General features: G+C 64.1%; 19 protein-coding genes. 17 read left to right on the forward strand and 2 right to left on the reverse strand.

Features of this window, described 5'->3' with window-relative positions; translation table 11 throughout:
• Positions 1-9: 9 nt before the first annotated feature.
• From arc to ACLI1P_RS06665, 9 genes are all read left to right on the forward strand, one after another.
• Positions 10-1,563: a proteasome ATPase gene (gene arc, locus ACLI1P_RS06625; RefSeq protein WP_411708413.1), complete on the forward strand. Its 1,554-nt coding sequence runs from the start codon at positions 10-12 to the stop codon at positions 1,561-1,563.
• A 101-nt stretch (positions 1,564-1,664) separates the two neighbouring features.
• The gene (gene dop / locus ACLI1P_RS06630; RefSeq protein WP_411708414.1) at positions 1,665-3,209 is read left to right on the forward strand and encodes a depupylase/deamidase Dop; all 1,545 of its coding nucleotides are present in this window, start codon (positions 1,665-1,667) and stop codon (positions 3,207-3,209) included.
• 28 nt (positions 3,210-3,237) lie between these two features.
• Positions 3,238-3,429: a ubiquitin-like protein Pup gene (locus tag ACLI1P_RS06635; protein ID WP_296132375.1), complete on the forward strand. Its 192-nt coding sequence runs from the start codon at positions 3,238-3,240 to the stop codon at positions 3,427-3,429.
• A gap of 47 nt (positions 3,430-3,476) precedes the next feature.
• Positions 3,477-4,859, forward strand: a complete 1,383-nt coding sequence (gene pafA, locus ACLI1P_RS06640; protein WP_411709700.1) for a Pup--protein ligase — start codon at positions 3,477-3,479, stop codon at positions 4,857-4,859.
• A 32-nt stretch (positions 4,860-4,891) separates the two neighbouring features.
• On the forward strand, positions 4,892-5,914 hold the full coding sequence (locus ACLI1P_RS06645; RefSeq protein ID WP_411708415.1) for a helix-turn-helix transcriptional regulator: 1,023 nt from the start codon (positions 4,892-4,894) through the stop codon (positions 5,912-5,914).
• A complete protein-coding gene (locus tag ACLI1P_RS06650) occupies positions 5,907-6,890 on the forward strand; it encodes a helix-turn-helix transcriptional regulator (RefSeq protein ID WP_411708416.1) in 984 nt (327 codons plus the stop codon). The genes ACLI1P_RS06645 and ACLI1P_RS06650 overlap by 8 nt, the downstream gene beginning before the upstream one ends.
• Positions 6,891-6,972: 82 nt before the next feature.
• Positions 6,973-7,239, forward strand: a complete 267-nt coding sequence (gene tatA, locus ACLI1P_RS06655) for a Sec-independent protein translocase subunit TatA (RefSeq protein WP_411708417.1) — start codon at positions 6,973-6,975, stop codon at positions 7,237-7,239.
• 123 nt (positions 7,240-7,362) lie between these two features.
• Positions 7,363-8,340 (forward strand): twin-arginine translocase subunit TatC, encoded by a 978-nt coding sequence (gene tatC, locus ACLI1P_RS06660; protein ID WP_411709701.1) that lies wholly within the window; start codon positions 7,363-7,365, stop codon positions 8,338-8,340.
• A 54-nt stretch (positions 8,341-8,394) separates the two neighbouring features.
• Positions 8,395-11,208, forward strand: a complete 2,814-nt coding sequence (locus tag ACLI1P_RS06665; RefSeq protein WP_411708418.1) for a DEAD/DEAH box helicase — start codon at positions 8,395-8,397, stop codon at positions 11,206-11,208.
• On the opposite strand, the gene ACLI1P_RS06670 is transcribed toward ACLI1P_RS06665, so the two are convergent.
• Positions 11,205-11,825 (reverse strand): hypothetical protein, encoded by a 621-nt coding sequence (locus ACLI1P_RS06670; protein ID WP_411708419.1) that lies wholly within the window; start codon positions 11,823-11,825, stop codon positions 11,205-11,207. The genes ACLI1P_RS06665 and ACLI1P_RS06670 overlap by 4 nt on opposite strands.
• A gap of 45 nt (positions 11,826-11,870) precedes the next feature.
• Between ACLI1P_RS06670 and ACLI1P_RS06675 the strand changes: the two genes are divergently transcribed.
• Together ACLI1P_RS06675 and ACLI1P_RS06680 are read left to right on the forward strand one after the other, a co-directional pair.
• Positions 11,871-12,962, forward strand: coding sequence for a M24 family metallopeptidase (locus ACLI1P_RS06675; RefSeq protein ID WP_408930519.1), 1,092 nt, complete (start codon positions 11,871-11,873; stop codon positions 12,960-12,962).
• Complete coding sequence (locus ACLI1P_RS06680) at positions 12,962-13,696, forward strand: SDR family oxidoreductase (RefSeq protein WP_408930520.1); 735 nt, start codon at positions 12,962-12,964, stop codon at positions 13,694-13,696. Before ACLI1P_RS06675 ends, ACLI1P_RS06680 begins: the two co-directional genes overlap by 1 nt.
• Before the next feature lie 16 nt (positions 13,697-13,712).
• On the opposite strand, the gene ACLI1P_RS06685 is transcribed toward ACLI1P_RS06680, so the two are convergent.
• Positions 13,713-14,180 carry a hypothetical protein gene (locus ACLI1P_RS06685; RefSeq protein WP_408930521.1) on the reverse strand — a complete coding sequence of 156 codons (468 nt, stop codon included), beginning with the start codon at positions 14,178-14,180 and terminating at the stop codon, positions 13,713-13,715.
• A gap of 70 nt (positions 14,181-14,250) precedes the next feature.
• Here ACLI1P_RS06685 and ACLI1P_RS06690 point away from each other — a divergent pair, with 70 nt between their 5' ends.
• From ACLI1P_RS06690 to ACLI1P_RS06715, 6 genes are all read left to right on the forward strand, one after another.
• On the forward strand, positions 14,251-14,814 hold the full coding sequence (locus tag ACLI1P_RS06690; protein ID WP_408930522.1) for an FxsA family protein: 564 nt from the start codon (positions 14,251-14,253) through the stop codon (positions 14,812-14,814).
• Positions 14,814-16,313, forward strand: coding sequence for an apolipoprotein N-acyltransferase (gene lnt, locus ACLI1P_RS06695; RefSeq protein WP_408930523.1), 1,500 nt, complete (start codon positions 14,814-14,816; stop codon positions 16,311-16,313). Before ACLI1P_RS06690 ends, lnt begins: the two co-directional genes overlap by 1 nt.
• Before the next feature lie 15 nt (positions 16,314-16,328).
• Positions 16,329-17,204 (forward strand): polyprenol monophosphomannose synthase, encoded by an 876-nt coding sequence (locus tag ACLI1P_RS06700; protein ID WP_411708420.1) that lies wholly within the window; start codon positions 16,329-16,331, stop codon positions 17,202-17,204.
• A gap of 178 nt (positions 17,205-17,382) precedes the next feature.
• Positions 17,383-18,513, forward strand: coding sequence for an ABC transporter ATP-binding protein (locus tag ACLI1P_RS06705; protein ID WP_411708421.1), 1,131 nt, complete (start codon positions 17,383-17,385; stop codon positions 18,511-18,513).
• Between the two features lie 28 nt (positions 18,514-18,541).
• Positions 18,542-19,786: a DUF4032 domain-containing protein gene (locus ACLI1P_RS06710; protein ID WP_411708422.1), complete on the forward strand. Its 1,245-nt coding sequence runs from the start codon at positions 18,542-18,544 to the stop codon at positions 19,784-19,786.
• A 266-nt stretch (positions 19,787-20,052) separates the two neighbouring features.
• Entirely contained in the window at positions 20,053-21,384 is a 1,332-nt protein-coding gene (locus tag ACLI1P_RS06715; protein ID WP_411708423.1) for an ABC transporter substrate-binding protein, read from the forward strand.
• The last annotated feature ends 24 nt before the right edge of the window (positions 21,385-21,408 follow it).

Raw genomic sequence — 21,408 nt, forward strand, 5'->3', positions numbered from 1 at the left:
GTGGACCTTATGACGGACGCCTCTGAAGTTCACGAGCACACCCAGCTGCGCAGGCAGATTGATCAGCTCTCCGAGCGAAATACCAAGCTCGCCGCGCTGCTCAAGGACGCGCGCGTCAAGCTCCAGCAGCTGCTGGCGGAGGTAGACGCGCTCGCCGAGCCTGCCTCCACCTACGGGGTCTTTTTGGGGTATTCAGGACGTGCCCAAGACTCGCGCCGCGATGCCGAGGTCTTCACCAACGGCCGCCGCATGCGGGTCAAGATCACCCCGGAGATCGAGCCGGGGTCCCTTCAGGTGGGCCAGCGGGTTCGCTTGGGGGAGGGCTTCGTGGTGGTTGAGGGCTGCGGTGCAGTAGAGACCGGGACGCTGGCCACCCTCCAGGAACGCGTGGGCGAAGACCGCGCCATCGTGACTAATTCCGCGGGCGAAGAGCAGGTCGTCATCCTCGCCGCGGCTTTGCGCGAGACCGTCCGGGCGGGCGATGCCCTGCTTATCGAGCCCAAATCCGGCGTGGCCTCCGAACGAGTGCACAAGACCGAGGTGGCGCAGCTGACCTTGGAGGAAGTCCCGGATGTCTCCTACGAGGACATCGGTGGCTTGGATGCGCAAATCTCGCAGATCCGGGACTCGGTGGAACTGCCGTTTCTGCACCCGGATCTCTACCGTGACTTCGATCTCCAGCCGCCCAAGGGCGTGTTGCTTTATGGCCCACCGGGCTGCGGCAAGACGCTCATTGCCAAGGCTGTGGCGCACTCCCTGTCCGCCTCTTTGGGAGCCACCGCGCCCAGCTACTTTCTCAACGTTAAGGGCCCGGAGCTGCTCAACAAGTACGTGGGAGAAACCGAGCGGCGCATTCGCCTCATTTTCGAGCGCGCCCGGGAGTTGGCGTCCCAGTCAGGCGAGGACGGCTCGCCGCGCCCGGTGATCATCTTCTTCGACGAGATGGAATCCATCTTCCGCACCCGTGGCTCGGGCGTGTCCTCCGATATGGAAACTACCGTGGTCCCGCAGCTGCTTACGGAGCTCGACGGCGTGGAGAAGCTCAACAACGTCATCGTCATCGGTGCCACCAACCGCGAGGAGCTCATCGATCCGGCCATCATGCGCCCGGGCCGCCTGGACATCAAGATCCGCGTCAACCGTCCCACCCGGGATGGTGCGCGTGAGATTTTTGCCCGCCACTTCCCGGAGTCCGTCCCGCACGACGGGGATCTGGCGCAGCTTATCGCTGGCGCCGTGGACGATCTGTACGCTGACCGTCCCTTTGTCAAGCTGCTCTTTGCTAACGCGGAACCCCGCGTGCTGCACTACCGCGACTTCGTCTCTGGCGCGATGATCGCCAACATTGTCGCCCGCGCGAAGAAGCTGGCCATCAAGGATGCGTTGAGCTCTGCTAATTCTCCCGGCGTCACCGCCGCTCATCTGCGCCGCGCCATCGCCTCCGAGCAAGCCGAGTCCGAGTACGTGCCTACCTCCGCCAACCCGGAGGAGTGGGCCAAGATCGTGGCGGGAACCTCAGCCGGCGCGCACGTCACTGGCGTCGAACTCATGGCAGCGTCATAAGCCACCGGTCACAACAGTTGCTGAACCACGGCCACTCGGGCAAGGCCGTCGGCTTAATGGCAAGAAGCTAAAAGGAATCATAAGGAACTTGAGGAACTAGTATGAGCCGCGTTCTAGGCACTGAAACCGAGTACGGCATCTCCACGCCGTCGAATCCCGCGCTATCACCGATTGTCACCTCCACGCACGCGGTGGTGGCTTATGCAGCACTCAATACCGGTGCGCGCTCGCGCTGGGACTTCCGCGAGGAGCACCCGCTGCGTGATAGCCGCGGTTTTGATCTCAAGCGCTATCACACCGTCCCGGTGGTGGATCCTAACGCGCTGGGTGTGGCCAATGTGGTCACCGCCAACGGTGCGCGCTTTTACGTTGACCACGCGCACCCGGAATACTCCACCCCGGAGTGCACGAATGCGTGGGATGGCATGCTGTACGACGCCGCTGGGGACGTCATACTGCGCCGCGCCGCCGAGGCCGTCGCCCAGCTCACAGCCCAGGGCACCTCGGTGTTGGACGGCCACGATCCGTGTCCGGCGCTGAAGTTCTACAAGAACAACGTGGACGGCAAGGGTGCTTCCTACGGCAGTCACGAGAACTACCAGTACTCCCGTGCCACGGACTTCGACGCTATTGCGCAGGGGCTCATCCCGTTCTTCGTGGCCCGCCAGGTAGTCACAGGCGCCGGGCGCGTGGGTCTGGGCGCGGACGGGGAGGAGCCTGGCTTCCAGATTTCCCAGCGCGCGGACTACATCGAGACCGAGATTTCGCTCGAGACCACGCTCAACCGTGGCATCATCAATACCCGCGACGAGCCGCATGCGGTGGCGGAGGACTTTGGGCGCCTGCACGTCATTATTGGTGATGCCACCATGTCGCACACCTCGACCTTGCTCAAGCTGGGGATGACGTCCTTGGTGCTCGACGCCATCGAGGCCGGGGTGGACTTTAGTGACCTGCGCTTGGCCGACCCGGTAGCGGAGGTGCAGCGGGTGAGCCGGGACGTCACGCTCACCCATGAGCTGCTGCTTGACGACGGTCACCGGTTAACCGCCTTGGGACTCCTCGCCGCCTACCGCGAACGGGTTACTGCCACCACACCGGAGGACGAGAAAGTGCTCGCGGCGTGGGACGAGGTCGTGGAGCTGCTGCGCCAAGAACCGCTAAAAGCCGCGCACCTGCTGGACTGGGTGGCCAAGTACCGGCTCATCAAGGGCTACCTCGACCGCGGCGTGGCCGCTGGCGACCCGAAGCTGGCGCTGATTGATCTGCAATACACTGACATCGATCCGGCCAAGTCCCTCTATCACGCGCTGGTGCGCAAGGGACAGATGCGCACTTTGGTGTCGGCACAAGAGATAGAGGACGCCGCCGACGTACCGCCCCGCGATACGCGCGCCTTCCTCCGCGGCCAGGCCACCCGGAAGTTCGGTGAGGACGTCCTGGCCGCCTCGTGGCAGTCGCTCGCCTTCCGCATCGGCCCTGCAGACGGGGCCGCCTCTGGCACCGCCTGGGTGGCGCTGGATGATACCCGGGCGATGGGCCAGGCGGAGGTGGCCGAACTGCTTGATTCCTCCGCCACCGCCGCGGACTTCGTCGCCGGGCTGCGCGAGCTCGGGCTGCGGGTCGAGTACCCTACACTGTATTAACCGAAAGGCCACGAAAGGACTAGTCACGATGAGTGGACAGCAATCCCAGGTCAACGCCGGCGGCGGCAACAATTCCGGCGACAGCGCCGAGGAGTTCGACGCCGGCCAGGTCAGCATCAACAGCGCTGGTACCGATGACCTGCTCGATGAGATCGATGGGCTCCTCGAGTCCAACGCGGAGGAGTTCGTGCGCTCCTACGTGCAGAAGGGCGGCGAATAACGGTGTCAGCTGGGCTGTCGGCCGGGCCGGTCTATGCGCGCCGCATCATGGGCATCGAGACCGAGTATGGCATCACCGCCAGCACGGCGCCGGGGCAGCGGGTGATGTCCCCGGACGAGATTGCCCGCGTGCTCTTTCGCCCGGTGGTCTCGCGCTATTCCTCCTCGAATATTTTCACGCCCAACGCCTCACGCTTGTACCTCGACGTGGGTTCACACCCGGAAGTCGCCACCGCGGAATGTGATAGCCTCACCCAGCTCATGCTCTACGAGAGGGCGGGCGACGTTATCGTCGATAAGCTCGCGCGCCAGGCAGAGCAGGCACTCGCGGAGGAGGGCGAGGAGCGCTCGGTCTACCTGTTCAAGAACAACGTCGACTCCGCCGGGCACTCCTATGGCTGCCACGAGAACTACCTCATCGGGCGCCATGTGGTGCTCAAGGATCTGGGCCAGGCGTTGCTGCCCTTTATGATTACCCGCCAGCTCATCTGCGGCGCCGGCAAGATCGAGCCGGCCAAGGCAGGGGAGCCGGCACGCTTCCTGCTCTCGCAGCGCGCGGACCAGGTGTGGGAGGGTGTCTCTTCCGCCACCACGCGTTCACGGCCCATCATCAATACCCGTGACGAGCCCCACGGCGATTCCAAGCGCTTTCGCCGCATGCACGTCATCGTGGGTGATTCCACTATGGCCGAGCCCACCTTGGCGCTCAAGGTCGGCTCCGCACTGCTCATGCTGGAGATGCTCGAGGCTGACTTCGACGTGCCCACTTTCCCGGTACTCGATCCGATTCGCCACATCCGGGCTATTGCCCAGGACCCGACGGGGCTGACTGTGCTGCCGCTCGACGGCGGCGGGAGTGTCACCGCCTTGGAGCTTCAGCAGGCGCTGTGCGGCGCTGCCGAGCGCTGGCTCGAGCACCGTGAGGACGCCGGAACCCCCACGGCGGAGATGGCGCGTGTCGTGGACCTGTGGAAGCGCACGCTGGGCGCCATCGATACGCAGGATTTCTCCGGGGTAGACCGGGAAATCGACTGGGTGATCAAGCGCGGCCTTTTGGACCGCTACCGCGCCACGCTGGGAGGGGAGTGGTCTCACCCCAAGCTTGCCCAGATAGATCTGACCTACCACGATATCCGTCCGGGCCGCGGGCTCTACAGCGTGTTGGCCCAGCGCGGCATGGTGGCGCGCTGGTTGCAGGACGATTCCATCGCCCGCTGCGTCGATACCCCACCCCAGACCACACGCGCGAAGCTACGCGGCGAATTCCTGGCCACCGCGCGCGAGCTCGACGCAGCCGTGACGGTGGACTGGACTCGCCTCAAGGTCAACCGGCCGGAGCCGATGACGGAGGAGTTCTCCGATCCCTTCGTGTCCGATGACCCGCGCTTGGGCGGGTTGTTAGACTACATGCAGTCTCACAGCGGCCACTAAGGCCGCATTCTCCCACCTCAAAGGAGCGTGCTATGGCCACACCCACCCGGGATGCGGCAGTTGAACGGCTCACCAATCTCACCTTCGCCCTGCACGGCGCCGCCCACCAGGGCGGGGTGCCCGACAGGAGCGCGGCGTGGATTCGCAGCCACGTTGAGGGCTACCAGGACAAGACCGACGAGGCCTTTGCCAAGCAGCTCTCTCGCGACATCGTGACCCTGCAGCGCGCGGGGGTTCCCGTGGTGCATACTGGCGGCGAGGAAGGCCCGCTCTACCGGCTGAACCCGGAGGAGTACCAGCTGCCCGCTATCGACTTCACCCCGGAGGAAGCGATGGTGCTCGGTGTGGCCGGGGGCATTGGCAAGCCGGGCGGCTTGAGCGACTTCTCACTGTCCGCCTGGACCAAGATTGCGGCCTCGGGCGCCTCCCGGGATCTGACGGATGCGCCGGTATACACGGCGGTCAACGACATCACGCGGCTAAGCCCGGAGCTGGTTACCGGCGTGATCACCGCCGTCCGCGCGGGATTGCGCGTCACCTTTGACTACTTGGCCACGCCGGCGGCAGAGCCGGTGCGCCGCGTCATGGATCCGTGGGGCTTGGTTTCGCACCACGACCGCGTCTATCTGGTGGGCTGGGATGCCGAGCGGGAGGCGCCGCGCGCTTTCCGCGCCACGCGATTGAGCAACCTCAAGCGCTCACGCCAGGAGGCCACCCACACCGAGCCCACCATGCCGCTGCAGCAGCTCGTGGAGGAAGCACTGCAGCGCGGCGACACTGTCGACGCTGTCCTCACGGTCCCCGAGGGTCAAGCCAAGGAGCTTGTCGACGCCGGATCGCGCCGCGCCGACGGGCGCCTCGAGCTGCGTGGAGTACGCCGCGATTGGCTCGTGCGCACCGCCGCGGGCTACGCACCGGAGGTCGTCGTGGAGGAGCCGGAAGAGGTGCGGCGGGACGTCGTTAAGCTCCTGCGTGCCGCAGGGGACCCGGTGAACCCAGTGTCCCCAGCCAACACGCCGAACACGGGGGATGCGGAGGTGGACGTTCGTGGCTGATCATTCTCGCAAGCTGCAGGCATTGGTTCGCTCGCTGAACCTGCTTCCATACCTGCGCAACCACCCGGGGCTGACCCCGATGGAGGCCGCGGAAGACCTGGGCATGACGCCGCCGGAGCTCAAGGATGCCGTCGACCGGCTGTTTTGTTCCGGCGTGGGCAGAAACACCGAAGATCTCATCGACTTAAGCTTTAGCTACCGCGACGGCATTGAGATCTACAACGACCAAGGGCTGACCCAGGCTCTGCGCCTGACCCCGACGGAGGCCGGCGCTTTATTGCTCACGCTGGAGTCCCTGGAAGCCATGCCGGGGCTGGTGGACACCGCCGCCGTGCAATCGGCAGCGGCGAAGTTGCGCGACATCATGGACGTTAAAACCGCGGCCATCTACGACTCCCTGGCCACCACGGACCCAGAGGAATCCGACGTGCAAGCAGCCTTGGCCCAGGCCGTGGACCGCCGCGTGCAGGTGCACTTCACCTACTGGAGTAGGTCCTCTAACCGGGAGACCGAGCGCACCGTGGACCCGGCCCGCATCTTCATCGTGGACGGCGAGCCCTACCTCGTGGCCTGGGATGCTCACGCCGGAAAGACGGGTAAGGGGGAGCACCGCACCTTCCGGCTTGACCGCATGCGCGACGTGCAGGTGCTGGATACACCGGCCTCTCCGCACCTGCGGGAGCTGGATTTTGACCCCGCTGCTCCGTTTGGTCTGGATCACACCGGCATGGCGCGCCTAGAGATTCACCAAGAATTCACGTGGCTGGCTGAGCAGTACGACATCCGCCTGGGCAAGGATCTGGGAAATGGCCTAATAGCTGCAACGATGCCGGTGGGATCGGAGTCCTGGTTCAGCCGCTTCGCGCTGGGCCAAGCTGATAGGTTGCGGGTCGTCGGCCCTAAGAAGCTTGTGAAGGTCATTGCGGAACATCGCGAGCGAGCACTCAGCGGCTATACTCAACTGCCAGACACGTAAGCCGTGGTGCGCACAACACGCGCTATCTCTGCGGCACGGTTGCTCTAGAATTTACGAACCCAAGCTAGAAAGAGGCATACCCATGAGCGTGGGACCTTTGGAAATCGGCATCCTCGTCCTCGTCATCGTTTTGCTCTTCGGTGCGCGTAAGCTGCCGGAGCTCGCCCGCTCCCTGGGCCGTTCCATGCGCATCTTCAAGTCCGAGGTCAACGAGATGAAGGACGAGAACAACACGCCGAAGCAACAGGGGCAGATCGCCCAGTCCAAGCAGACTGATGAGGAGTTCTGGAACAGCCCCGAGATGCAGCCGCGTAGCAACCCAGTAGACGGTACCCGGAATCAGCAGTAGAACCAGAAGTACATCTACAACCACTAGTCGGGAGACACAGTGAAGGGCGGGACCACCACGGGCGCGCGGTCACAGAAATGGGCGTCGAAGCTGCGGCGTAAGCCGAAGAACCCCACGGGGGAGATGACACTTGTGGAGCACCTCAAGGAGCTGCGCAAGCGCATTATCATCTCACTCTTGGCCTTGGTCGTCGGCACCATCGTGGGCTTCGCCTGGTACCAGTACGCCCCGTTTGGCATGTCCCCGCTGGGTGAAATCCTGCGCGGTCCCTACTGTTCGCTGCCGCCAGAGCAACGTCTTTCCTTTAGCAACGACGGCGAGTGCCGCCTACTGGCCACCAGCCCGTTCGAGATGCTCCTGCTGCGTCTCAAGGTGGGCGCGCTGGCAGGTGCTGTGTTGTCCTCGCCGGTCTGGCTCTATCAAGTGTGGGCCTTCATCGTGCCTGGCCTGCACAAAAACGAGCGCCGTTTTACCTTCCTCTTCGTGACCACCGCCGTGGCGCTGTTCGTGCTCGGTGCTGTGCTCGCGTACTTCATCCTGTCGGTCGGGCTAGAGTTCCTTGTCGGCATGGGCACCGAGTTCCAGACCGCCGCGCTCACGGGTGAACGCTACTTCTTCTATGTGCTTGCGCTGCTGCTCATCTTCGGCGTGAGCTTTGAGATCCCGCTCCTCATTGTCTCCCTTAACATGCTGGGAGTCCTTGAGTACGAGCACGTGAAGGACAAGCGCCGCATCATCATCGTGGCCATCATGATCTTCGCCGCCGCGGTGACCCCGGGACAGGATCCCTTCTCCATGCTGTTGCTTTCGATCGCTCTCATAGTTCTGGTGGAGGCAGCCTTCCAGTTCTGCCGCATCAACGACAAGCGCCGGGGGCTCCACAAGCCTGAGTGGATGGACCTCGACGACGAAGAAGCTTCGCCGCTAGGAGAGGGGCCGGGAGGAATCAGTGCGCCGAGCGCCATCCCGGCACCGTCAAGCGTGCGTTCCTCCAGTACTCCGGTCGGCGGTCCGACGCCGCAACCGAGCCGAACCCCGACTGCCCAGCCCAGCACCCACTCCGCGCCCCCGCAGGGCGGTTTCTTCGACGACGTCCTCTAGCAGGCCATATCCCGCCCGCCACGGGACAAGTCTGGGCGGGTACCCTGGGAGCCTATGACCTTGACGCATCTCGACGAGTTCACCAGCGCCCTGCCGTATTCCCTCGATGACTTCCAGCTTGAGGGCTGCCGTGCCGTCGAGGCAGGCCACGGCGTGCTGGTCTGCGCACCGACGGGCGCCGGCAAGACGATCGTGGGAGAGTTTGCGGTATCCCTTGCGCTGAGCCAGGGAACCCGCTGCTTCTACACCACGCCGATCAAGGCGCTGAGCAACCAGAAGTACCACGACCTAGTGGAGGCCCACGGCGAGGACGCTGTCGGCCTCCTCACCGGTGACGTGTCCATCAACTCCTCCGCGGACATCCTCGTGATGACCACGGAGGTGCTGCGCAACATGATCTACGCCAGCTCCGGCGCGCTCGAGCGCCTCACCCACGTGGTCATGGATGAGATCCACTTCCTCGCGGATGCCTCTCGCGGCGCGGTGTGGGAGGAGGTCATCCTCAACTTGGACGAGCACGTCTCCATCATTGGGCTGTCCGCCACAGTGTCCAATTCCGAGGAATTCGGCCGCTGGCTCAGCGCCGTGCGTGGAGATACCACCGTCATCGTCTCCGAGAATCGCCCCGTCCCACTGGACCAGTGGATGATGGTGGGCCGTAAGATCTACCCGCTCTTTGAGCCGGATTCCGGCGGACAGGTCAACGCGGAGCTGCAGCGCCGCATTCACCGGCTCGAGTCCGGCGCCGAGGATGCCACACGCGCCGATGGCCGCGCCAGCTTCCGCGCCCGCGCACGCCACAAGGGCGGCGGCCGGGGCAGGGACAACAACGACCGGTCTAACAAGCGCAGCGGTGCGCCGCGCGCCCAAGACCGCTACCGCCCGCTGGGCCGGCCAGAGGTGCTCAAGGAGCTGCAGGCCATGAACATGCTCCCGGCCATTACCTTCATCTTCTCCCGTGCCGGGTGCGATGGCGCGCTCTACCAATGCCTGCGCTCGCGCATGGTACTCACCTCGCAGGAGGAGGCCGCGGAGATCAAGGCGATCGTGGACAGGGGCGTGGAGGGAATCCCGGAGGAAGACCTCCAGGTGCTCGACTTCAAGCGCTGGCGCGAAGCCCTCTCCCGCGGCTTTTCCGCCCACCATGCGGGCATGCTGCCCGCCTTCCGCCACATCGTGGAGGAGCTCTTTGTCAAGGGCCTGGTGCGCGCGGTCTTCGCCACCGAGACCCTGGCTTTGGGCATCAACATGCCGGCGCGCACCGTGGTGCTGGAGAAGCTGGTGAAGTTCAATGGCGAGGCGCACGTAGACCTCACCCCGGGCCAGTACACGCAGCTCACCGGACGAGCCGGCCGGCGTGGCATCGACACGCTGGGCAACGCGGTGGTGCAGTGGGCACCAGCGATGGACCCGCAAGCCGTCGCGGGCCTGGCATCCACCCGTACCTACCCGCTTATCTCCACGTTTGAGCCCGGCTACAACATGGCCATCAACCTGCTGGGCATGCTCGGTTTCGAGGAGTCCCTGCGCCTGCTGGAGAAGTCCTTCGCCCAGTTCCAGGCGGATGGCTCCGTGGTGGAGGAGACCCGCGAGATCGAGCGCGCGGAGCACCGCGTCAAGGAACTGCGCGCGCAGCTGGAGGATGCCCTGGGCCACCTCGCCCCGCCCACCACCGACGATGAAGACGCGGCAGACGTCCTCATGGACTATGTGCGGCTGCGCCGCGCGCTGACCGACGAAGAAAAGGCCGCCCACGCAGCCAAGAAGGACGAGCGCCGCAAAGAGGTCGCCGCCGTCCTGGCCCGGTTGCAGGTGGGCGAGGTCATCGCCATCGCCACGAAGAAGAAGCCGACACTGGCGGTGGTTATTACCCCCGCCAACCAAACTGCGGATCCGCGCCCGTGGGTGACCACGGAATCAGGCTGGTCCGGGCGCATTGATGCCGCTGGCATCGAGAACCCGCCGATTTCGGTGGGGCGGATGAAGCTACCGCGCGCGGTACAGAAGAGCCCGCGCCGCCACGTGAAGTACGTCCAGGACACCTTCAAGCGGGATCACTACTCGCGGCCGAAAAAGATGCGCTCTACGCCGCGCAACCGACCCAACCACAAGGTGGGCCAGTTGCGCGATGAACTGCGTGCCCACCCGGTCCACCGCTGGCCGGCGACCGACCGCGAGCAACTGGCCGGGGTAGCCCAGAAGCTAGCCCGCCGCGAGCGCGACCTGGAGAAGCTGCAAGCCAAGATCGAGCGGGCCACCGATACCTTGGGCCGCACCTTCGAGCGCATCGTCGATCTGCTCTCAGAGATGGACTACGTGGAGTTTGAAGGCTACGGGGCCGACCGCGAGCCCGTCATCACCGACGAGGGCGAGCGCTTGGCGCAGATTCACTCCGAATCCGACCTGCTCGTGGCACAGTGCCTCAAGCGCGGCATCTGGAACGACCTCGACCCGGCGGAGCTAGCCGGCGTGGCCTCCCTGTGCGTCTTTGAGAACCGCAAGGCCACCCGCGGCGAGCCGGTCGCGGCGACGGATCCCATGGCCGATGCCATGGAGGACACCTGGCGCATCTACTCGGAACTCGTCGCAGACGAGAAGCGCCACCGCCTGCCGCAGACCCGGGAACCAGAACCCGCGTTCGCCCTGGCTATCCACCAGTGGACGGCCGGGGCACCGCTGGCGTATTGCATGGGCGCAGCCAACGAGGCCGGCGCTGAGCTCACGCCGGGTGACTTCGTCCGCTGGTGCCGCCAGGTGGTGGACCTCCTGCAGCAGGTGGCCAAGACCGGCTACGAGGACGAGATTCGCCGCAATGCCCGGCGCGCCATTGACGCCATCCAGCGCGGTGTCGTCGCCATTGGTGCCTAAGCGCTCTTGAGGAGCGCGCGTGCCGCCGCGGCGATCGCAACGCGGTGCGGTGAGGCGAGGGAGATGGTGGCCACGTGGAGGTTTATCCCGAACGGATCGAGGATGAGGGACTGCGTTCCCACAACCTCCTCGCCCACGAAGGCCGGCCCGCCGGAGTCACCCTTGAGCGCAGGCTCCGCGTTGAAGAGGAAGCCGGCGGGGGAGACGGTGGTCCGCAGATCTGCGGACCACGTGCGCCACAGCGGTGCGAGAAAGTGGCCGCGTCGGCGTTGCGCCCGGGCTGCCTTGCCGCCAAAACCCCACGTGACAACTGGCTGCCGGAAGTGGGGAAAGGACTCGGATAGGCCGGGGAGATCCCGGGGCGGGGCAGGTCTATCCAGCGCGCAGATAGCCATGTCGGTGCCGTCGATGGTGCGCACCGCCTGAATCCGCCGGTTGAACCCGCCGCGGACCTTGTAGCTGTCACCGGGGACGAGCCCGGGGCGGAAGAAGTGGGCGCAGGTGAGCACGAGGCGGGTGCGGTGGTTAAGGCGGGGGCGCAGGGAGACGTCGACAAGCACGCCCGAGCAGTACGCCTCGCGCGTGCGGATCGTAACGGTGGACGGGTGAGAAATCATTGCGCCCTATCCTATAGGCCGGCTGGGAAGGATAGGCTGGAGCACATGACTGATAACGGTGTGTTCACTTCCCGCCTCCAGCGAGCCCAGGCAGTACTGGCGCAACGCGGCATCGATGCCGCTTTCATTGGCACCGGGCCGGAGTTCGCATACCTGACAGGTTCATGGGTCAGCTCCCATGAGCGCCTGACGTGCCTGGTCCTGCGGCCGGAGGGAGAACCCGTCATTGTGGCTCCTATGACTGATCAGGACTCCCTCGCGGGCGTTCCTGCCACGGTGCGCGGATGGAGTGACGGTCAGGATCCGTATGCGCTGGCCCTGTATGGGCTGAACCCCGCCACGGTGGCGCTGGGGAGCTCCCTGACCGCGGATCACGTCCTGCGCTTCCAGGCTGCACTGCCGCAGGCGCGCTGCGTGCTGGCGACAGAAGCTTTGGCGGAGCTGTTCACGCGCAAGGATCCGGAGGAGGTGGAACAGCTGCTGCGTGCCGCCCACGCCATCGACGCGGTACACGCGCAGGTTCCGGATCTCCTACAGCCCGGGCGCACTGAAGCGGAGGTAGCGGCCCAGCTCCGCGAGCTGATCCTGCGCGAGCACCAGGCAGTGGACTTCATCATCGTCGGCTCCGGACCGAACGGGGCGAACCCGCACTACGACTACGGCGACCGCAGGCTGGCAGAAGGTGAGCCGGTGGTGGTTGACATCGGCGGCACGCTGGATTCCGGCTATCACTCCGACTGCACCCGCACCTACGTCGTGGGCGGGGACATTGCGACAGCCCCGCAGGACTTCCAAGCGGCCTGGGCGGTGCTACAGGAGGCGCAGGCTGCAGGCCGTGCGGCCGCACGACCAGGTGCTAGCGCCCAGGCGGTGGACCGCGCCACCCGCCGCGTCATTGCTGAGGCTGGGTGGGGAGAGTACTACACGCACCGCACCGGGCATGGCATTGGTTTGTCGACGCATGAGGAGCCCTTCATCATGGAAGGCAACGAGCTTGAGCTTGCTGAGTCGATGTGCTTTTCCATCGAACCGGGCATCTACGTTCCCGGAAAATGGGGTATGCGCTTGGAGGACATTATGGTGATCACTGCTACGGACAGTGAGTCCCTGAACTGCGCGCCGCGGGAGGTGCGCTAGTGGGTGCGCTTCTTATTCTGGGCGGACGCAGCGACATCGGTGGTGAGCTGGCGCTGCGCCAGTGCGCGGGCCGGCCGGTGGTGCTCGCAGCGCGCGGAGGCAATGGCATGGAAAAACTTTCGGCACAGCTGATGCGTGCGGGGGCGGAGTCGGTGCACACGATGTCCTTCGATGCTGCCGATGTGGCTTCCCACCGCGTAGTGGTGGAGCGCGCCGCTAAGCTCGCGGGCACTGACATCACCACGGCCGTGGTGGCCTTCGGCATCCTGGGGGAACAGGAGCGCGCCGAACACGACGAAGCGCATGCCTTTGATATCGCCCTCATCGACTACGCCGCGCAGGTCTCCATGCTCACGGTGCTGGCCAGCGTCATGCGCGAGGGCCACATCGTTGCCTTTTCCTCGATTGCCGGATGGCGCGCACGCCGCGCGAACTATGTTTACGGTTCCACCAAGGCCGGGCTGGACGCTTTTTGCCAGGGATTGGCCGACCGCCTGCACGGCGGCCCGCTCTCACTGATCACGGCGCGCCCCGGCTTTGTCATCGGCTCGATGACCACGGGGATGAAGCCCGCGCCGCTTTCGGTCACCCCGGACGTAGTTGCCGCTGCCGTGAGCGCGGCAATCGAGAAGGGTACGGGCTCCCGCACCCTCTGGATTCCCCGCCCGCTGCAGGCGCTGGCGTGGGTAATGCGACTGGTTCCGCGCCCGGTGTGGCGTCACATGCCGCGCTAGTCCCCGCTAGTCCGGGCTAGTCGTTGAGGAAGGCCGAGTTTGCGTCGAAGATGAAGCCGCGGGGAGCCAGTACCCGCAAGACCACGTCGGCGTCACCCTCCGCAAGGTCGTGGATGACCACGCCACGCCACTCGGTCACAGAAATGGCAGCGCCAAGCTGGCCGATGAGCTCGGCGTGCTCACCCGGCAACACACCACGATGAAGGCCCGCACCCAAGTCCACGCGGCCTGGCTCGGTGTGCTGGGTCAGCCACCCGATGGGTGGCTCCTCAAAACGATGAGTAGTCGGAGTATCGCCGGGGGAGTCGGGGAGTTCGATGTCGGCGAAGGCTTCCACGTCGTACACGCCGCGCACGCTAATGACGCTGTGCTGCTCCAGGTACACGTTGCCGTCGGCACCGGCGCGCGCCGCCTTGCCCAGGGCTACCCATTGGTGTGGTTCCACCATGCCGCCGTCCGGATAAAAGTGCAGGCTATCAGTCATGGTGAGCCAGTTTATCTCCCCGAGGCGGGTCTTCAGCGAACTGCCAGGTGAGGCAAGTAGGGTAGGCGGCATGCCGTTTGTTCTGTTCATCGCATACATCCTCTTGGAATCACTGGCCTTTTGGGCCGTAGCTCAGTGGATCGGCGTCCTCTGGGCGCTCCTGGCGCTCGCGCTCACCATGCTGTTCGGCATGTCCATCGCCAGCTGGGAAGTGCGCCGCATGATGTCCAGCCGCATCCGCACATCCGGTGACGGCGCCTACGTTATGGAGGATCCAACCCCGGGCAAGACTGCCGGAAACGTGGGCCTGACCATGGTGGGTGGCCTGCTTTTGTCCCTGCCTGGCTTCGTGTCCACCATCATGGGCGCGCTGCTCATTTTCGCACCGACTCGCTCAGTCATCCGTTCGGTGCTGGCAGCCTCCATGTTTAAGAAGATCGAGAACATGGGCGTGCGCGTCTACGAGGCATCCCCCATGGCACAACACCGTGATTCCTACGGCTCCTTCGGCGCAGCCACAGCCGGCCCGGGCGCAGGAACCGCTGGGCAGTCCCACGAGGTCATCGATGAGGACGAGTTGCGGGACTGGACCGAGCACGTGAAGCCGGAAGACTTCGGGGACGGCACCAAGTAGTGCTGGAGTTTCTTTTCCGTACAGTCCTGGCCGCGGCCTCCGGCGCTATTACGTATCTGGCCGTGGAACCGCGCGGCTGGTGGGCCGCCGGCATCATCGGCATTGCCATTCTGGTGGCAGCGCTTTCCCCATGGCGGGGAAAGGCCCCACGCCTGCGCACGGGCGCGCTCGTAGCCGTCGTGCACAGCGCCGTGCTGTACCTGCTTACTCTGCCGTGGATCGGGGAGTTGGTGGGCAACGCGCCCTACATTGCGCTGGCTTTGTTCTTGTCCCTCTACAGCATCCTGCTGGGCATCGGCGGGGCGGCGCTGTTGCGCCGGCGCCACGGATTCGCGGCCTTCCCCTTCTTCTATGTCGCAGTCGAGATGCTGCGCTCCTCGGTGCCTTTCGGCGGTTTTTCCTGGGTGCGCCTGGCGTGGGGCCAAATAGAAGGCCCCTTGGCCAACCTCGCGCCGTGGGGCGGTCCAGCGCTTATTACGTGTGCGGTGGTGTGCGCTGCCGCCGGCCTCGTCGGTCTAGCGCACGCACCGCGGTTGGCGTGCGGATTTATCGCGGTGCCGCTGGTGGGTGGGTTGTTAGCCGGCGCAGTCGTTAACAAGCCCGGCGCCACCGTGGACACCGTCGACATCGCCGCCGTGCAGGGCAACGTTCCGCGCCTTGGCCTGGACTTTGCTGCCCAGCGCCGCGCGGTGTTGGACAATCACGTCCGCGTGACCGAGGAGGCCGCCCGCGCTGGGTCTCGCCCCGACATCGTTATCTGGCCGGAAAACTCCTCCGATATCAATCCCTTCCGGAATCCGGACGCGCGGGAGCTTATCAACTCCGCCGCGGCCGCCATCGATGCCCCCGTCCTGGTCGGCACGCTGACTGTCGACGACGTCGGGGCACGAAACACCATGCAGGTATTCAATCCCGATGGCTCCGTGGGTGAACACCACTATAAGAAGTACCTCCAGCCCTTCGGAGAGACGATGCCGTTGCGTGACTTCTTTAAGAGGTTCACTGACTTGGTGGATCTAGCAGGGGACATGAAGGCGGGAGACGGCACTGGAGTCGTAGACATGGCGGGGATCCCCGTGGGCATCGCGACGTGCTACGAGGTGAGCTTCGATCAGGCCTTCCGCAGCGCCGTCGACCACGGCGCACAGATCCTGTCTACGCCGACCAACAACGCCACCTTCAGTGACTCCGACATGACCTACCAGCAGTTGGCGATGAGCCGCCTGCGCGCACTTGAGACGGACCGCGCGGTCGTGGTGGCGGCCACCTCCGGGGTCTCCGCCATCGTGCACCCAGATGGCAGCGTGAGCCAGTCAAGCGGTATTTTCGAGCCGGCTTATCTGGAAGAGGAGCTTCCATTGCGAGAAAACCGCACCCTAGCGGTGCGTTATGGTTCGCTCCTGCAATGGCTCATGGTTATCATTGGAACGGTCTGCGCGCTGCTGGCGGTCTATTCCACCCGCGTGGGACGCGGCACCACGCCCAGAAAAGAAATCTAAAGGAGCAAGGAACAAGTGAGCTCGACCCACGAATCCACCCTGGTCATCATCCCCACCTACAACGAGATTGAGAACCTGCCGTTGATTACCGGCCGCGTGCGCGAAGCCACCCCGGAGGTCCACATTCTCATCGTGGACGATAACTCCCCGGACGGCACCGGTGAGGCCGCAGACCAGCTGGCGGCTGCGGATGACCACCTCCACGTCCTGCACCGTGAGGGCAAGGGCGGCCTGCTGGGCGCCTACATCGCGGGCTTCGAGTGGGGCCTGGAGCAGGACTACCAGGTCCTGTGCGAGATGGATGCGGACGGCTCCCACGCCCCGGAGCAGCTGCACCTGCTCCTCCAGGAAATTGACAAGGGGGCAGACCTCGTCATCGGTTCCCGCTACGTGCCGGGCGGCGAGACCGTTAACTGGCCCGCCAACCGCGAGCTGCTGTCCCGTCTGGGCAACAAGTACATCTCGGTCGCCCTGGGCGCCGGCATCAACGACATGACCGCGGGCTACCGCGCCTTCCGCCGCGAGCTGCTGGAGCACCTCGACTTCGGCGAGCTGTCCAAGGCCGGCGACATCTTCCAGGTGGATGTGGCTTTCCGCGCCATCAAGGATGGATTCGACGTGCGCGAGGTACCGATTACCTTCACCGAGCGCGAGCTGGGCGAGTCCAAGCTGGACGGCTCCTTTGTCAAGGATTCTCTCCTTGAGGTCACCAAGTGGGGCGTCGCGCACCGCTCGGAGCAGCTGACCGATCTCACCAGTGAGATCTCCACCCTGGCCAGCCGCACCGTCAAGGACATGGAGCTGGGTTCTAAGGCTTCTAAGGCAAAGTCCGAGGTGATTGGCTTCGTCGAGGAGATGACCTCCCTGGCTAAGCACGCATTCAAGCGCTAAGGCTCCAGTTCCTCTGCGCCCCGACTTCCTTGTCACAAGGTGGTCGGGCCGTTGCGGTAATAACCAGTTGCGGTGCTAGTGTTGTAGGTGGCACTGAACCGGTGCAACGTGATGTGTTTCACGGATTCTCACACTACGGATCGTTCGGCACGTACCTGCCGATGGAGGAGTTACCGCAATGGCAACCGTTACATTCAAAGACGCAACCCTGACCTACCCAGGGGCCGCAGAGCCCACGGTGAAGAAGTTCAACCTGGACATCGCCGACGGCGAGTTCCTGGTGCTCGTCGGCCCCTCCGGCTGCGGTAAGTCCACCACGTTGCGCATGCTCGCTGGCCTGGAAAACGTCACCGACGGCGCTATCTACATCGGCGACAAGGACGTCACCCACGTCGCCCCGCGCGACCGCGACATCGCCATGGTCTTCCAGAACTACGCGCTCTACCCGCACATGACCGTGCGCGAGAACATGGGCTTTGCCCTGAAGATTGCCGGCAAGTCCCAGGAAGAGATCAACCAGCGCGTCGACGAGGCCGCAGCCACTTTGGGGCTGACGGAGTACCTAGAGCGCAAGCCGAAAGCACTCTCCGGCGGCCAGCGTCAGCGCGTGGCCATGGGCCGGGCCATCGTGCGTAACCCGCAGGTCTTCCTCATGGACGAGCCGCTGTCTAACCTGGATGCGAAGCTGCGTGTTCAGACCCGTACGCAGATCGCCGCCCTCCAGCGCAAGCTCGGGGTGACCACCGTGTATGTCACCCACGACCAGACCGAGGCCTTGACCATGGGTGACCGTATCGCCGTGCTCAAGGACGGCTACCTGCAGCAGGTGGGCGCCCCGCGCGAGTTGTACGACAACCCCGCCAACGTCTTCGTTGCTGGCTTCATCGGCTCCCCGGCGATGAACCTGGGAACTTTCACCGTCGAGGGCGATGTCGCTCATTCCGGCGAGGCCCGCATCAAGCTCTCTCGCGAGACCGTCGAGGCCATGGTCCCGGAGGACAACGGCCGCATCACCATTGGTTTCCGCCCGGAGGCCCTACAGGTCATTCCTGAAGGCGAGTCCACCGAGCACTCCATCCCGATCAAGCTGGACTTTGTCGAGGAGCTGGGCTCCGATTCCTTCCTGTACGGCAAGCTCGTCGGTGACGGCGATCTGGGATCCGCCGCGGAGGACGTGCCGGAGGATGGCCAGATCGTCGTCCGCGCGGCTCCGAACACGGCGCCAGCACCGGGCAGCGTCTTCCACGCTCGTATCGCCGAGGGCGGCCAGCATAACTTCTCGGCGTCGACTGGCCAGCGTCTGCCCTAAACACTACCGAGGAGGAGAACGGCTCACCATGAAAGAGTCAATGAGTATTACCTCCTCAACGTACGCGTCAGCGTTGCTGGCATTGCCGTGGGATACGCCCCTGGAGCACTGGCCCGATGAACTCATCGCAGCCCTGCCCAGGGGCATTTCTCGGCACATCGTGCGTTTTGTGGGGATCAACCGTGGCATCGTCGCGGTCAAGGAAATTGGTGTGCGCACCGCCCACCACGAATACAAGATGCTGCGTGAGCTACAGCGCCTCGGCGCTCCTAGTGTGCGTCCAGTCGCCGTCATCACTGGGCGCCATCCCGCCATAGAAAGCTACGGCGAGCTTACCGCGGCACTGGTGACTGAGCACCTGGAGTTCTCGTTGCCGTATCGCGAGATCTTCTCCCGGGACCTCACAATTGAGGAGGCGAAGAAGCTCATCCGCGCTCTGTCGGTGCTGCTTGTACGGATGCACCTTCTCAACTTCTACTGGGGAGACGTATCACTGTCGAACACCCTCTTCCGGCGCGATGCGGACACCTACTCGGCCTATCTGGTCGACGCCGAGACGGGGGAGTTCCAGCCGAACCTCTCAGAATCACGCCGGCTTTACGACGTCGACATTGCCCGCGTCAACATCATCGGCGAGCTCATGGATCTTCAGGCCGGCGAGCATTTGGACGCGAGCATCGACGTCATTGCGCTAGGCAGCCTCGTGGAGAGCTCGTATCTGGAGCTGTGGGACGAGCTCACCGCAGAGGAGGCGGTGGACGCCAGCGAGTACTGGCGCGTGTCCGAGCGCATCGACCGGCTGAACCGCCTGGGCTTCGACGTGGGCGAGCTCAAGGTCACCAAGGATGCCGCGAAGCAGACGGTGCGCATCCGTCCGGTTGTGGTCGACCCCGGCCACTACCGCGCGGAGCTTCTCAGTCTCACGGGCCTCAGCGTGGAAGAACACCAAGCGCAGCGCCTTCTCAGCTCCATTCAGGCTTATCAGGCAGTGGAGTGTGCGGCGCACGTGGGCCTTACTCAGGCAGCGCACCGCTGGATGACCCAGGAGTATGAGCCGACCCTCGCCGCCGTGCCTAGCGAGATGATGGGCAAGTTGGAACCGGCACAGATCTTCCACGAGATCACGGACCATCGCTGGTATCTCTCGCAGGAGAGGGGAGAGGCCGTCTCACTCCCGGAGGCCACCGAGTCCTACGTGGCGACTGTCCTGCCCAGCCGTCGCTACGAGGCCCGCCTCCTGCATGCCCCACACCCTCAGGAAAACCTCTCATAACCGGGTGTGGGTCCCCGCCCGCGTGTGTACTCAACACAAGCGGGGGCAAGCACATGGTTTTCACAGTCCGATATGTGCAGTATCTGCCCGAATGCCCCATTATTGGGGCATTTTTTCTTGTCCGGATATGCATATGGTCACAAACGGGCGATTTGACTCCCATAAACTTTGTTGATGTTCACCACATCACTAAACTGAGGAACAGGTCAACCAGTTCATAGCATTGGCCTCCGTGCCGATTTCTCACTTAGAAAGGTGAGCTCATCATGAAGCGTCTCACTCGCATTGCCTCCATTTCGATGGCATCTCTCCTCGCCGCTACCAGTCTGGTAGCATGCTCCTCCGATTCGGACGATGTAGGAAACGTTTACTTCCTCAACTTCAAGCCGGAGCAGGATGCCGCCTACCAGGAGATTGCGAAGGCCTACACCGAGGAGACTGGTGTGGACGTCAAGGTGGTTACCTCCGCCTCCGGCTCCTACGAGCAAACGCTCAAGGCGGAGATTGGCAAGGACGAAGCCCCCACGCTGTTCCAGGTCAACGGCCCCGCCGGGTTCATCACCTGGCAGGACTACATGGCGGATATGTCTGATACCGAAGTGGCAAAGCAGCTCACGGATGACGTGCCGCCGCTGACCACCGAGGACGGGGAGCTGCGCGGCGTGCCCTTCGCCGTCGAAGGTTTCGGCCTCATCTACAACGACGAGATCTTTGACAAGTACATCGCCACCTCCGGCGCCAAGATCAAGTCCACGGACGAAATCACCAGCTACCAGAAGCTCAAGGAAGTAGCAGAGGACATGCAGTCCAAGAAGGACGAGCTGGGCATCGAGGGTGCCTTCGCCTCCACCTCGCTGACCTCCGGTGAGGATTGGCGCTGGCAGACCCACCTGGCAAACGCTCCTATCTGGCAGGAGTTCCAGGACAAGGGTGTTGAGGACACCAACGAGATTGAGTTCTCCCACAACAAGGAGTTCAAGAACCTCTTCGACCTCTACCTGGACAACTCCACGGTGGAGAAGTCCCTGGCCCCGTCCAAGACGGTATCTGATTCCATGGCAGAGTTTGCCCAGGGCAAGGCTGCTATGGTGCAGAACGGTAACTGGGCATGGTCCCAGATTTCGGAGACCTCCGGCAACGTGGTCAAGGAAGACAAGATCAAGTTCATGCCGATGTACATGGGTCTGCCGGATGAGGAGAAGTTCGGCCTCAACGTCGGTACTGAGAACTACCTGGGCGTGAACGCCGAGGCTTCGGAGGCTGACCAGCAGGCAACGAAGGACTTCGTGGATTGGCTGTTTACCTCTGAGGCCGGCAAGGAGCACGTGGTTAAGGACCTGGGCTTCATCGCTCCTTTCAACTCCTACACCGCCGAGGACACCCCCAGTGACCCGCTGGCGAAGCAGGTAGCGGAAGCCATGGCGAACAAGGACGTCACCACCTACCCGTGGAACTTCCAGTACTTCCCGTCCCAGCAGTTCAAGGATGACTTTGGCCAGGCGCTGGCGCAGTACGCCTCTGGCAGCATGAAGTGGGAGGACGTGGTGAACCAGTTCAAGGACAACTGGACCGCTGAGAAGGAAGCCAACTGGGGCTAAGCGCTCCCACACACCTAATAGTTA

Origin of the sequence: Corynebacterium tardum (assembly GCF_046717785.1) — a bacterium.
In the GTDB taxonomy this organism is placed as follows: domain Bacteria; phylum Actinomycetota; class Actinomycetes; order Mycobacteriales; family Mycobacteriaceae; genus Corynebacterium.

Coding starts and splice junctions, on each gene's coding strand:
- arc (WP_411708413.1), top strand. CDS start 10: ATGACGGACGCCTCTGAAGTTCACGAGCACACCCAGCTGCGCAGGCAG.
- dop (WP_411708414.1), top strand. CDS start 1,665: ATGAGCCGCGTTCTAGGCACTGAAACCGAGTACGGCATCTCCACGCCG.
- ACLI1P_RS06635 (WP_296132375.1), top strand. CDS start 3,238: ATGAGTGGACAGCAATCCCAGGTCAACGCCGGCGGCGGCAACAATTCC.
- pafA (WP_411709700.1), top strand. CDS start 3,477: ATGGGCATCGAGACCGAGTATGGCATCACCGCCAGCACGGCGCCGGGG.
- ACLI1P_RS06645 (WP_411708415.1), top strand. CDS start 4,892: ATGGCCACACCCACCCGGGATGCGGCAGTTGAACGGCTCACCAATCTC.
- tatA (WP_411708417.1), top strand. CDS start 6,973: ATGAGCGTGGGACCTTTGGAAATCGGCATCCTCGTCCTCGTCATCGTT.
- tatC (WP_411709701.1), top strand. CDS start 7,363: ATGACACTTGTGGAGCACCTCAAGGAGCTGCGCAAGCGCATTATCATC.
- ACLI1P_RS06665 (WP_411708418.1), top strand. CDS start 8,395: ATGACCTTGACGCATCTCGACGAGTTCACCAGCGCCCTGCCGTATTCC.
- ACLI1P_RS06670 (WP_411708419.1), bottom strand. CDS start 11,825: ATGATTTCTCACCCGTCCACCGTTACGATCCGCACGCGCGAGGCGTAC.
- ACLI1P_RS06675 (WP_408930519.1), top strand. CDS start 11,871: ATGACTGATAACGGTGTGTTCACTTCCCGCCTCCAGCGAGCCCAGGCA.
- ACLI1P_RS06685 (WP_408930521.1), bottom strand. CDS start 14,180: ATGACTGATAGCCTGCACTTTTATCCGGACGGCGGCATGGTGGAACCA.
- ACLI1P_RS06690 (WP_408930522.1), top strand. CDS start 14,251: ATGCCGTTTGTTCTGTTCATCGCATACATCCTCTTGGAATCACTGGCC.
- ACLI1P_RS06705 (WP_411708421.1), top strand. CDS start 17,383: ATGGCAACCGTTACATTCAAAGACGCAACCCTGACCTACCCAGGGGCC.
- ACLI1P_RS06710 (WP_411708422.1), top strand. CDS start 18,542: ATGAAAGAGTCAATGAGTATTACCTCCTCAACGTACGCGTCAGCGTTG.
- ACLI1P_RS06715 (WP_411708423.1), top strand. CDS start 20,053: ATGAAGCGTCTCACTCGCATTGCCTCCATTTCGATGGCATCTCTCCTC.